The sequence below is a fragment of the Bacillus sp. RC252 genome (assembly GCF_044909215.1).
Classification (GTDB): Bacteria; Bacillota; Bacilli; order Bacillales; family Bacillaceae_G; genus Bacillus_A; species Bacillus_A mycoides.
Map to the genome: position 1 here is coordinate 132329 of NZ_JBIYDV010000004.1, position 13742 is coordinate 146070.

The 13742-nt window shown below is 34.5% G+C and carries 10 protein-coding genes; 8 read left to right on the top strand and 2 right to left on the bottom strand.

Translation table 11 applies throughout. The annotated features are described in order from the left end of the window. Complete coding sequence (gene parC / locus ABH960_RS07580; RefSeq protein ID WP_002087770.1) at positions 1-2424, top strand: DNA topoisomerase IV subunit A; 2424 nt, start codon at positions 1-3, stop codon at positions 2422-2424. A gap of 289 nt (positions 2425-2713) precedes the next feature. Further along, entirely contained in the window at positions 2714-3745 is a 1032-nt protein-coding gene (locus ABH960_RS07585; RefSeq protein ID WP_404444029.1) for an oxidoreductase, read from the top strand. A 24-nt stretch (positions 3746-3769) separates the two neighbouring features. Here ABH960_RS07585 and ABH960_RS07590 read toward each other — a convergent pair whose 3' ends face one another. Then, positions 3770-4363: a TetR/AcrR family transcriptional regulator gene (locus ABH960_RS07590; RefSeq protein WP_242310427.1), complete on the bottom strand. Its 594-nt coding sequence runs from the start codon at positions 4361-4363 to the stop codon at positions 3770-3772. Between the two features lie 164 nt (positions 4364-4527). Here ABH960_RS07590 and ABH960_RS07595 point away from each other — a divergent pair, with 164 nt between their 5' ends. The 6 genes from ABH960_RS07595 to ABH960_RS07620 all read left to right on the top strand — a co-directional run bounded on the left by ABH960_RS07595 (position 4528) and on the right by ABH960_RS07620 (position 13250). After that, positions 4528-5421 carry an ABC transporter ATP-binding protein gene (locus ABH960_RS07595; protein ID WP_404444032.1) on the top strand — a complete coding sequence of 298 codons (894 nt, stop codon included), beginning with the start codon at positions 4528-4530 and terminating at the stop codon, positions 5419-5421. Beyond that, a complete protein-coding gene (locus tag ABH960_RS07600) occupies positions 5414-6220 on the top strand; it encodes an ABC transporter permease subunit (protein WP_404444035.1) in 807 nt (268 codons plus the stop codon). Before ABH960_RS07595 ends, ABH960_RS07600 begins: the two co-directional genes overlap by 8 nt. Positions 6221-6576: 356 nt before the next feature. Beyond that, positions 6577-8274, top strand: a complete 1698-nt coding sequence (locus tag ABH960_RS07605) for a peptide ABC transporter substrate-binding protein (RefSeq protein WP_063219666.1) — start codon at positions 6577-6579, stop codon at positions 8272-8274. Between the two features lie 282 nt (positions 8275-8556). Then, the gene (locus ABH960_RS07610; protein WP_404444039.1) at positions 8557-10272 is read left to right on the top strand and encodes a peptide ABC transporter substrate-binding protein; all 1716 of its coding nucleotides are present in this window, start codon (positions 8557-8559) and stop codon (positions 10270-10272) included. A gap of 442 nt (positions 10273-10714) precedes the next feature. Then, on the top strand, positions 10715-12412 hold the full coding sequence (locus ABH960_RS07615) for a peptide ABC transporter substrate-binding protein (RefSeq protein WP_404444042.1): 1698 nt from the start codon (positions 10715-10717) through the stop codon (positions 12410-12412). 118 nt (positions 12413-12530) lie between these two features. Beyond that, positions 12531-13250, top strand: coding sequence for a class I SAM-dependent methyltransferase (locus ABH960_RS07620; protein ID WP_404444045.1), 720 nt, complete (start codon positions 12531-12533; stop codon positions 13248-13250). Between the two features lie 40 nt (positions 13251-13290). On the opposite strand, the gene ABH960_RS07625 is transcribed toward ABH960_RS07620, so the two are convergent. After that, a complete protein-coding gene (locus ABH960_RS07625) occupies positions 13291-13689 on the bottom strand; it encodes a hypothetical protein (RefSeq protein WP_404444048.1) in 399 nt (132 codons plus the stop codon). Positions 13690-13742: the final 53 nt, after the last annotated feature.

The following is a 13742-nucleotide window of genomic DNA, read 5'->3' on the forward strand; positions in this document are numbered from 1 at the left end:
ATGCAGGCAGAGAAGTTTCATGACCTCCCGCTTGAAGACGTGTTAGGTGACCGCTTTGCACGTTATAGTAAATATATTATTCAAGACCGCGCGCTTCCAGATGCGCGTGACGGTTTAAAACCGGTACAAAGACGCATTTTATATTCTATGTATGTAGAAGGAAACGTACATGATAAAGCGTTTCGTAAATCAGCTAAAACAGTAGGTAATGTTATCGGTAATTATCATCCACATGGTGATTCCTCTGTATATGAGGCGATGGTCCGTTTAAGTCAAACTTGGAAAGTACGTAATGTTTTAGTTGAAATGCACGGAAATAACGGTAGTGTTGATGGGGATCCAGCAGCGGCAATGCGTTATACGGAAGCACGTTTATCACCAATCGCATCTGAGTTATTACGTGATCTTGATAAAGAAACAGTAGAATTCGTGTCAAACTTTGATGATACGAGTGAAGAACCTATTGTATTACCGGCAATGTTCCCGAACTTATTAGTGAACGGATCTACAGGGATTTCCGCTGGTTATGCAACAGAAATTCCACCTCATCATCTTGGAGAAGTAATTGATGCTACAATGATGCGTATCGATCAACCGAATAGTTCTGTGGATGACTTGTTAACAGTTATTAAAGGACCAGATTTCCCTACAGGTGGTATTATACAAGGGATAGATGGCATTAAAAAAGCGTATGAAACAGGTAAAGGTAAAATTATTATTCGCGGAAAAGCAGAGGTTGAAACGATTCGTGGCGGGAAGCAACAAATCGTTATTACAGAAATTCCGTACGAAGTAAATAAAGCGAATCTTGTTAAGAAAATGGATGAATTACGTATAGATAAAAAGCTAGATGGAATTGCTGAAGTACGTGATGAGACAGATCGTACAGGTCTTCGTATCGTTGTAGAATTAAAAAAAGAAGCGAATGCTGAAGGTATTTTAAATTATTTATATAAAAATACAGATTTACAAATTCCATACAACTTTAATATGGTAGCGATAAATAATCGTCGTCCGACACTTATGACATTACCTAAGATTTTGGATGCATATATTGGACATCAGAAAGAAGTTGTTACAAGACGCTCACAATATGAATTAAGAAAAGCAGAAAATCGTCAGCATATTGTAGAAGGTTTAAAGAAAGCATTATCAATTTTAGATGAAGTGATTGAAACGATCCGTGGGTCTAAAGATAAGCGTAATGCGAAAGATAATTTAAGTGCGAAATTTGGATTTACAGAGGCGCAGTCAGAAGCAATTGTTTCACTGCAATTATATCGTTTAACGAATACAGATATTACAGCGCTAGAGCAAGAAGCAGCGGAACTTAGTAAGAAAATTATAGAGTTACAGTCAATTTTACAAAGTGAAAAAAGACTTTTTCAAGTTATTAAAACAGATTTGAAGAGAGTAAAGAAAACATATAGTGATAATCGCCGTGCGATAATCGAAGAGGAAATTGAAGAAATTAAAATCGATGTGGAAGTTATGATTCCGCAAGAAGATGTCATCGTTACTGTAACGAAAGAAGGCTATGTGAAACGAACAGGTTGGCGTTCGCATAATGCATCGAACGGGAAATACTTCGGTATGAAAGAGGGTGACATCTTACTTGAGCGTTTCGATACAAACACGACAGAAACCGTTCTTTTATTTACGAACAAAGGAAATTATATTTATCTTCCTGTGTATGAAATGCCAGAAATTCGTTGGAAAGATTTAGGTCAACACGTTGCGAATCTTGTTTCACTCGAGCGAGATGAATCGTTAATTTGGGCAACAGTCGTACCGAATTTTGAAGAAGAAAAACGATTTATCGTATTTGTTACACGAAACGGTATGATTAAGAAAACAGAATTAAACCAATATAAAGTGCAGCGTTATTCACGGGCATTCGTTGCTGTAAACTTGAAAAAAGATGATGAAGTTGTTGATATATTTGCGACAGATGGGACAAGTGATATTGTTCTTGCAACACATGGTGCATATGCACTTGTATTCAATGAAGAAGAAGTAAGTCCAGTTGGTGTCAGAGCAGCTGGTGTGAAAGCAATTAATTTAAAAGAAGATGACTATGTTGCTTCTGGTAAACCGTTAAATGGTGAAAAAGATCAACTTATTCTCGTTACGCAGCGAGGTGCTGTGAAACGTATAAAGGCATCGGAAATTGAGAAATCAACGAGGGCGAAGCGAGGCCTTGTAATTTTTAAAGAGTTAAAACGTAATCCGTACCGCATTGTCGGTATTGAAATTGTTCGAGATGATGAATTAGTTTACATGAAGACAGAGAAACACATTGTAGAAGAAATTGATCCGAAAGCGTTTCGAAATAAAGACCGGTATAGTAATGGTAGTTTAGTACTAGATGTTAATGATACTGGTGAAGTAATTGAAACGTGGACAAAAAAACGAACAGAGTAAATGTGAAAAAACCTTGCTAGTGTATAACTAGCAAGGTTTTTAGTTATGAAAAGGTATGTATGAGCAAAACGTTATGTATATAAAAATAATCTTGTTATAATAATGAGATGAAATCGTTCTCATAAAGTGAAACTTTAATCAGTGGGGATTTTCTTTATCCCCACTGATTATTAGTTGAACCAATCGGGCTTTTACGAGCAGTTGATTCCTCACCTAATTTCTTTGCTTTCGCTGAATTTTGAGGTAGGAATCTTACTGCCCGTTAAAGCGGGATAAATGGAGGGGCAATATGAAAAAAATAGGTGTAGGGATTGTAGGATTTGGATTTTCTAGTACAACATTTCACATCCCGTTATTACAAACGATAGAAGAATACGATATTCGTGCTATTTTATCATCAAAAGAAGAAGTAGTGAAACAAGCATTACCAAATGCTGAAGTTGTTGGTACAATTGATGAATTAGTAAACCGAGCTGATATTGACTTAGTGGTTATTACTTCGCCGAATACAACCCATTTTCCATATGTAAAAGAAGCAATTGTACACGGCAAGCATGTTGTTGTGGAAAAACCATTCGTTGTTTCAATTGAAGAAGGAGAAGAACTTATTTCATTAGCGAACCGACATAATGTCGTTTTAAGTGTGTATCATAATCGCCGTTTGGATAATGATTTCTTAACGATAAAGAAATTATTACAAGAAAAAAGAATAGGGAATGTATACGCATATGAAGCGCATTTCGATCGTTTCCGCCCACATGTACGCGATCGCTGGAGAGAAAAGAACTTACCAGGATCAGGTATATTATATGATTTAGGATCGCATTTAATTGACCAAGCATTATCATTATTTGGGAAACCAGATGCGATAAGCGCAGATGTAATAAAGCAACGACCAGGTGCAGAAGTTGATGATTACTTCCATGTTGTACTTCACTATGGAGTGAAGCGCGTTATTTTACATAGTAGCAGTTACGTAAAGCAAGCTGGACCACATTTTACACTGCATGGAGATAAAGGTTCTATCGTGAAGTATGGTATGGATTCACAGGAAGAACAATTAAAGACTGGAATGAAGCCAGGGGATAATGGTTATGGAGCAGACTCTGAAGAGAATTTTGCTACTTTAGAAACAGAAGAAAGCTTAGAGCGTATTCCAACAGAAGTCGGCTGCTATAACATGTATTATAAAGGTGTAAGAGATAGTATTGTAAATGGTGAGAAACCACCTGTAACAGCAGAAGAAGGGTTGGAAGTTATTAGGATTATTCAATTGGCAATTGAAAGTAGTGAAACTGGTAGAGTCATTTTGGTAAAATAAAAAAGACACGATTATGTGTCTTTTTTATTTTTGCGGAACGGAAAGTCCATAAAAAAACATCGTAACTATATCTTGTATATGTTTTTCTCGATCTCCTTCAAGAAGCTGTGCCCCGAAATCATCACCTAATTTAGTGAACATTTGAATGTACAGTAACATCATTTCTTTTGAAAGATGAGGATTAATTTCATTTTTGCGTTGTGCTTGTTCTAATATTTCTAAATACCAAGGCAGAATTTTTTCGTGTTGATAACTATAAATAAATTTTCGGAGCTCTTCGTCTTTTTGCATCATTTGTAGTAGCATATCAGGCTGAAATAACCCGCCCGTATTCATTTTTCTTACAATCATTTTTTGCATCATATCATGAAACGGTAATTTTTCTTCCGCAAGCTCTTTATAATATTGAAATTCAGATATTATAAATTCTTGTATAAGCTCCCTAAATAATGCATCTTTACTTCCAAAATGATTATAAATTGTAACTTGAGAAACGTTTGCTTTTTTTGCAATATGTTCTATTTTTACTTCATTAAATCCGCGTTCTGAAAATAATGTAAAGGCCGCATCTTTAATGGCACGTTTTTTCTTTTCTTTCACTTTTTCAAAGCCGTTCAATACAATCACCTCATTTAAAATATACAAGAAAAAATAATTGAAAACAATAATTTTGAAATATGGACATATAAATATTTCAAAAAGTTGTTGCGAATATGAAAGATGAGGAGTACAATAATTTTGAAATATCACATGTTAAATATTTCAAAAAATGAGGTGGATTTATGATTTCAGTTCAAAATGTTACAAAACAGTTTTCAAATGGAAAAGGCTTGTTTGATATTACATTTGAAGTGAAAGAAGGGGGAATTTTTGGCTACTTAGGACCAAATGGTGCTGGGAAATCAACAACGATTCGTAATTTAATGGGATTTATAAAACCGACGGCTGGTAAAGCGACAATTTTCGGATTAGATTGTTGGGAAGATGCTGCGAAAATTCAAAGAGAAGTTGGCTATTTACCAGGAGAAATTTCTTTTATTGAAGGAATGAATGGATTAGAATTTTTAAATTTGATGCAAGGAATGCGTGGGTTAAAGGAAACGAAGAGACGTGATGACTTGATAGAGCGTCTGCAATTCGATGTGAAAACACCAATTCGAAAAATGTCTAAAGGAATGAAACAAAAAGTAGGTATAGTTGCGGCATTTATGCATGATCCAGAAGTGCTAATTTTAGATGAACCGACATCAGGACTCGATCCACTTATGCAGCAAATATTTATAGATTTAATATTAGAAGAAAAGCAAAGAGGGAAAACGATTCTTATGTCATCGCATATTTTCACTGAAATTGAGAGAACTTGTGACAGAGTAGCGATTATTAAAGATGGTTGCCTTGTAACAGTTGAAAATATTCATGATTTACAAGAAATGAGACGACAGGTGATAGATGTAACAGTATCAGCGCAAGAAGAAATTGAGTCACTTACACAATCAAATTTACAATTCGAGGCTGTGAAAGGGAAAACAGCATCAATTATTGTGCAAGGAAACTATCAAACTGTTTTACAAATACTTTCAAAATATAATGTAACTGCACTTCAAACAAGAGCAATGGATTTAGAACATTTATTTATGCATTATTACGATAAGAAAGAAGGGATAAAGCATGAATAAACAATTATTTTTAGCTAGTTTGAAAGAAACACAAAAAAGTATTTTGAGTTATGCGACTGGTGCAGCTCTTTATTTATGGCTATTAATTTGGATATTCCCATCGATGGTATCAGCGAAAGGGTTAAATGAATTAATAAGTGCCATGCCTGATAGTGTAAAAAAAATCGTTGGAATGGAAAGCCCAATTCAAAATGTAATGGATTTTTTAGCTGGTGAATATTATAGCCTGTTGTTCATTATCATTTTAACAATTTTTTGCGTCACGGTTGCAACGCATTTAATTGCTCGTCATGTAGATAAAGGGGCGATGGCATATTTATTAGCAACACCTGTATCCAGGGTGCAAATTGTAATTACACAAGCTACTGTTCTCATATTGGGGCTATTAATAATTGTAATTGTTACTTATGTAGCTGGTATATTAGGTGCAGATTGGTTTTTAAAAGATAATAACTTAAATAAAGAATTATTTTTGAAAATAAATGTAGTTGGAGGGCTTATATTTTTAGTAGTTAGTGCCTATTCATTTTTCTTTTCTTGTATATGTAATGATGAAAGAAAGGCACTTAGCTACTCAGCCAGTTTAACAATCTTATTTTTCGTATTAGATATGGTAGGGAAATTAAGTGATAAGTTAGAATGGATGAGAAATATATCTTTATTTACATTGTTTCGTCCGAAAGAAATTGCTGAAGGAACATATAATATATGGCCAGTAAGTATAGGCTTAACTGCTGGAGCGCTTAGTATTTTCATAGTAGCAATTGTAGTGTTTAGGAAGAGGGATTTACCGTTGTAAATTAGAAAGTCCACTGAGAAAGTGGGCTTTTTTCGTTTTTGTAGGAAAGAGATTTCTAAAATATACATTATTTATTAAGGATAATCTACAGTCTATTTATTGGGAAGTATCATTAACACTATTAAATTAGTGTATATGTAACGATAAAAAACGATGTTAAAAAACTATATGGAATTTTTATGAATATTACTGTAAGAAAATAATTTTTTAATAATTTTCAATAATAACACTTTACAAATTTTAAAAAATTAGTAGAATAAGAAGTAGTAAGAATCGTCTGATAAATATATAAAGAAAAACAGAATTATTAGAAAATTCTTAAATAGCTATCGTTTAGAATTAGGGAGGGTACAAAAATGAAAAAGAAAAAAATGAAAAAACTAACAGCAGTTGTAGTACCGGTTTTAGCAATGAGCATGGCATTAACAGCATGTTCTACATCAGGCGGAGATAAAAAGACAAGCACAAACTCAAGTGGAGATAGCAAGTCAGAGGGAAAATTAGCGGCAAAACAAGTGTTGAATCGAACAGTAAACCAAGAGATTCCAACGATGGATTCTTCTAAATCAACAGATACAGTATCTTCACAAATGCTAGGGAATACGATGGAAGGATTATATCGTCTGGATAAAGATAATAAGCCTATTCCAGCTGCAGCAGAATCTAGCACGAAAAGTGAAGATGGTAAAAAATATACATTTAAACTGCGTAAAGATGCAAAATGGTCAAATGGAGATCCAGTAACGGCGAAAGATTTCGTATATGCTTGGCAACGTCTATTAGATCCAAAAACAGCTGCTGAGTATGCATTTATCGCATTCCCAATTAAAAATGCAGAAGTGGTTAATAAAGGTGAAAAACCTGTAGCTGAATTAGGAGTGAAAGCGGTAGATGATCTTACGCTTGAAGTTGAATTAGAGCAAGCGGTACCGTACTTCTTAAACTTAGTAGCATTCCCATCGTACTACCCATTAAATGAAAAATTCGTAAAAGAAAAAGGGGAGAAGTTCGGTATAGAGTCTGATACAACAGTTTATAATGGACCGTTCGTTCTTAAAGATTGGAAGCATGAACAAGGATGGCAATTAAAGAAAAATGATCAATATTGGGATAAAAAGACTGTAAAACTTGAAGAAGTTAACTTCAGTGTTGTTAAAGAACCAGCAACTCTTATCAATTTATATGATAGCGGTCAAGTTGACTTTGCTTTATTAACTGGAGAGTTCGTAGATAAATACAGAAATAAGAAAGATGAATTCGGAACATATTCACAAGTGAGTACGTATTTCATTCGTATGAACCAAAAACGTGATGGACAAGATACACCATTAAAGAGTAAAAAGTTACGTGAAGCAATTGCACTATCAGTTGATAAAAAGAATTTAGCAAACGTAATTTTAAATGATGGATCAAAAGAAGCTGACTTCTTAGTACCAAAAGGTTTAGCAACTGGACCAGACGGTAAAGACTTCCAAGAAACGTTTAAAAATGGTTTGAAACCAGATGCTAAAAAAGCTGCTGCAGCTTGGGAAGAAGCGAAAAAAGAGCTAGGTAAAGACCAAGTTACAATTGAATTCTTAAACTATGATACTGGTAATGCGAAAAAAGTTGGAGAATATATTAAGGACCAAATTGAGAAGAACTTAAAAGGTGTAACAGTTAACATTAAACTTCAACCATTTAAGCAAAAACTAAAATTAGAATCTGAGCAACAATATGATATTTCATACGGTGGTTGGAATCCAGATTATGCAGATCCAATGACGTTCTTAGATATGTTTGAGACTGGACATTCTCATAACCAAATGAGCTTCTCTGACCCTAAATATGACGGCATGGTAAAAAAAGCTGGAACGGAATTAATGAGCGATGCGAAGAAACGTTGGGAAGAGTTAGGAAAAGCTGAAAAAACATTACTTGAAGAAGATGTAGCGATTGTACCTTTATACCAACGTGGAGATTCTTATGTTTTACAACCAAATGTAAAAGGTGTAGTAAAACATAATATCAGTCCAGAATTTAGCTTTAAGTGGGCATACGTGACTGAAAAATAATAGAGTTAAAAAAGCATTTCAAAGTAGCTTAGCTACTTTGAAATGCTTTTTTTTAGCTCAGTTAAATAGAGAAGAATAAGGCGTATAGTACGTACATATAGTAGATGGGGGATAAATCATACTAATTTATGAAGGTGAAAATCAGAATATTTAAAATAAAACTATTTACAAACATGAAAAAAAGAGTAGAATAACATTAGTTATAATTTTCTGAAAAGAAAATCATTAACAAGGGGTCTCTCAAGGGTTGGTAATGTACATATAATTAGGGAGGGTATAAAAATGAAGAGAAAAAAGATGAAAAAGTTAACAGCGGTTGTAGTACCGGTTTTAGCAATGAGTGTTGCATTGACAGCATGCTCTGGTTCAGGTGGGGAGAAGAAAACGACTACTACATCTAATAGTGGGGAAGAAAAAAAATCTGATATTAAATATGCAGCGAAGCAAGTATTAAATCGTACGGAAAACCAAGAAATTCCGACGATGGACACTTCTAAATCTACTGATACGTTAGGGGCACAAATTTTAGGGAACACGATGGAAGGGTTATACCGTCTTGATAAAGATAATAAGCCTATTCCGGCTGCTGCAGAATCAAGTACGAAAAGCGAAGATGGTAAAAAATATACGTTCAAACTGCGTAAAGATGCGAAATGGTCAAATGGAGATCCTGTAACAGCGAAAGATTTCGTATATGGATGGCAGCGCTTACTTGATAAAAATACAGCGGCAGAATATGCGTTTATTGCCTACTATATTAAAAATGCAGAGGCAATTAATAAAGGTGAAAAACCTGCAACAGAATTAGGAGCAAAAGCTGTAGATGATTATACACTAGAAGTAGAATTAGAAAAACCGGTACCGTACTTCTTAAACCTATTAGCATTCCCGTCATATTATCCTTTAAATGAAAAGTTCGTAAAAGAAAAAGGAGAGAAATTCGGTTTAGAAGCAGACACAACATTGTATAACGGGCCATTTGTAATGGCATCGTGGAAACATGAACAAGGTTGGCAGCTGAAGAAAAATGATAAGTATTGGGATAATAAGACTGTGAAATTAGAAGAAATTAATTACAGCGTTGTAAAAGAAGTGGCTACAAAAGTAAATTTATATGATACAGGATCGATTGACTTTACATTACTATCAGGAGAATTTGTAGATAAATATAAATCGAACAAAGATGAATATGGTGAGTATTCAGAAGCAAGTACATTCTTCTTACGTTTAAATCAAAAGCGTAACGGACAAGATACACCATTAAAGAGCAAAAAACTGCGTGAAGCAATTGCGTTATCAGTTGATAAAAAGGGCTTAGCAAACGTTATTTTAAATAATGGATCAAAAGCAACAGATCAATTGGTTCCAAAAGGGCTTGCGACAGGACCTGATGGTAAAGATTACCAAGATACGTTTAAAAATGGTCTGAAACAAGATACGAAAAAAGCAGCAGCTGCATGGGAAAAAGCGAAAAAGGAACTTGGAAAAGATCAAGTTACAATTGAATTACTAAGCTATGATGATGGAACTGCGAAAAAGATTGCTGATTATGTTAAAGATCAAATTGAGAAAAATTTAAAAGGTGTAACGATTAATACGAAAATTCAGCCGTTCAAACAGAAATTAAAATTAGAGTCAGCGCAAGATTATGAAATCTCTTATGCAGGCTGGAGCCCAGATTATGCGGATCCAATGACATTTATTGATATGTTTGACTCGAAGAGCCCGTATAACCAAATGGGTTATTCAAACCCGAAATACGATGAAATGGTACAAAAAGCAGGTAATGAATTACTGTCTGATCCGAAGAAACGTTGGGAAGCGTTAGGAAAAGCAGAAAAATTATTCCTTGAAGAAGATGCAGGATTAGTTCCTTTATATCAAACAGGAAGATCATATGTAATGAAACCGAATGTAAAAGGAATTGTGAAACACAACATTAGTCCAGAATATAGCTTTAAGTGGGCGTATGTAACTGAGGATGGCGGAAAGAAATAACATGAAAGCATTTCAAAAGTGGCTAAGCTGCTTTTGAAATGCTTTTTTGTATGGGTAGGAGAATAAGGATCATGGAATTTTTGAGAAATGTTGAGGTCACTTTTAATATTCTACTGTAGGATGGTAGAAGAAATTCAATAATTGGATAGATGAATGATAGTTAGAGATTTCATTTTTATAAGAAAAATATAGAACTTAGCAATAGAGAAGAATAAGAGGAGATATGTTTACATATAGTAGACGGGGGATAATTCATATAGTAGTAATAGTGAAATAACAAGTTACTATCATAAAAAAATAAATATTTAGAAAATTTACAAAAACACTTTACAAAACTCCGAAAAATAGTAGAATATTAATTAATAAGAATTTTCTGATAAATGAAGTTAGCAGAAAATCTCTCAAAGTTAGTTTCGTACATATAATTGGGGAGGGTACAAGAATGAAGAAAAAGATGAAAAAGTTTACGGCGGTTGTAGCACCAGTTTTAGCGATGAGCATGGCGTTAACGGCATGTTCTGGATCTGGTGGGGAGAAGACGACTACAACGTCTAATAGTGGGAAAGAGAAAAACTCCGATATTAAATACGCAGCAAAGCAAGTGTTAAATCGTACAGAAACGAATGAAATTCCGACGATGGATACTTCAAAAAATACAGATACATTAGGATCTCAAATTTTAGGGAACACGATGGAAGGATTATATCGTCTTGATAAGGATAATAAGCCAATCCCAGCTGTAGCAGAATCTAGTACAAAAAGCGAGGATGGTAAAAAATATACATTCAAATTACGTAAAGATGCAAAATGGTCAAACGGTGATCCTGTAACTGCGAAAGATTTCGTATTTGCATGGCAACGTCTAGTAGATCCACAAACAGCTGCTGAGTATGCATTTATTGCTTACTATCTTAAAAATGCAGAAGCAATTAATCAAGGGAAAGCAGAAGTTTCTACGTTAGGTGTAAAAGCAGTTGATGATTATACGCTTGAAGTTGAATTAGACAGACCGGTACCATATTTCTTGAACTTAATGGCATTTGCATCATACTATCCGTTAAATGAAAAGTTTGTAAAAGAAAAAGGGAAGAAATACGGTTTAGAGTCCGATACAACAGTTTATAACGGTCCATTTGTGCTTACTGATTGGAAACATGAGCAAGGTTGGAAGTTGAAGAAAAATGATCAGTATTGGGATAAAAAGACAGTGAAATTAGATGAAATTAATTATAGTGTGGTAAAAGAAGCAGCTACTAGGGTGAATTTATATGATACAGGCGCAATTGATTTTGCACTTTTATCTGGAGAATTCGTTGATAAGTATAGAAATAAAAAAGATGAGTTTGGAGCATATTCGGAAACAAGTACGTTTTACTTACGTCTAAATCAAAAACGTGGTGGGCAAGATACACCGTTAAAGAGCAAAAAATTACGTGAAGCAATTGCATTATCGGTTGATAAGAAGGGTTTAACTAATGTAATTTTAAATGATGGTTCAAAACCAGTTGATTACTTAGTAGCAAAAGGTTTAGCAAGTGGACCAGACGGTAAAGATTTCGCAGAAACATTCAAGAATGGTTTAAAACAAGATTCCAAAAAGGCAGCAGCAGCTTGGGAAGAAGCGAAAAAAGAACTTGGAAAAGATCAAGTGACAATTGAATTATTAAATTATGATACTGGTAATGCGAAAAAAGTTGGGGAGTACGTAAAAGATCAAATTGAAAAGAATTTAAAAGGTGTAACAGTAAATATTAAACTTCAACCATTTAAGCAAAAACTAAAATTAGAATCAGATCAAGATTATGATTTCTCATATGGTGGCTGGAATCCAGATTATGCGGATCCGATGACGTACCTTGATATGTTTGAAACAAAAAATTCTCAGAACCAAATGAGCTACTCAAATTCAAAATATGATGAAATTATTGATAAAAGTAAGACAGAATGGATGGCTGATGCAAAAAAACGTTGGGCAGAGTTAGGGAAGGCAGAGAAATTGTTACTTGAAGAAGATGTAGCGCTTGTACCTTTATATCAAAGTGCTAAAGCATATGTTATGCAACCAAATGTAAAGGGAATTGTGAAACATAATATTAGTCCGGAATATAGTTTCAAATGGGCGTATGTAGAAGAGAAATAATAAAAGAAAAAAGCATTTTCAAGTTGCGGTATTATAGCACTTGAAAATGCTTTTTTTTCTGTGCACTATTTTTTTATGGATGAATATATGTATTATAGAAAACTCAAAGGAGAATCTCATGAAACGAAACACATACATTGATTTTCTAGCTTATTACGGAATAGGGAGTGCTCATCCTGGTGGATTTACGTTAACAAAACAATTATTATCTCAATTGCCACTTAGACATGGAGCTAGTGTCCTTGAGATAGGTTGCGGCACTGGGAAAACAGCGGCCTATATGACAAAAGAATTGGGTTATAAAGTGACAGCGGTTGAAAAGAATGAAATTATGATTCAAAAAGCGAAAGATAGATGGTTGTTTGATGGTTTAAATATACAATTGATTCAAGGAGATGTAGAAGGATTACCGTGTTTAAATGATTCATTTGAGCTTGTACTTGGAGAATCTATCCTCGCTTTTACAAATAAAGAAAAGGTTATTTCGGAATGTTATCGTGTATTACAAAAGGATGGAAAGCTTGTTGTCATTGAAATGATTACCGAAAAACATATTGAGAAGAAAGAGGAAGAAAAGATTGGACAGTTATATGGTATGAAAGAATTATTAACTGAGAATGAGTGGATTCATTTATTTAAAGCAGCAAATTTTAAAAAAATTACAATTTTGGGTGGCGGAACTATTGCAGAAACAGTTGCAGGACATATGGAAGAGCCAGAGTGGAATGTATCACCGTTTATTCCGGAAGAATTGTATGAAGCGTGGGTGCAACACGAACAAGTACTGCTTATGTATCAACATATTTTAGGGCATCGCATTTTTATATGTGAAAAATAGAGAAAAAGAGTTGGCTAAAGATAGTCAACTCTTTACTATGTTAGATGAAAAATAATGCAGCCAAAGTAATTCCGAAAATAAAGCCAAATCCGAGTTCAAATCCCCAGCCGCCACCAAAGCCACAACCGCCGCAACCGCCGCAACCACGACGGCCACATCCGCAGCCACCGAATCCACCACTGAATCCACCACCACATCCAAATCCACAGTTATCACATCTGCTAAGACCGCCGCAAATATCACATCCGCCGTTTGAATATGCGCCATGGTATCCAAATCCTGTATCAAAAGATGAACGCTGCTGTACTGGCTCAATCCAAACAGAATCATTTGTCACGTCTATTATTTTTCCTAAATGGATATGACCATCACGATCTTCAATTCGAACAACTTTTCCGAAATAACGTTGGCATGTATTATAACATTTTTGTCTATGCATGTTCTTTCCTCCTTCCGTATTACCGTAATACGATATGTAAGCAGGACAAGTGC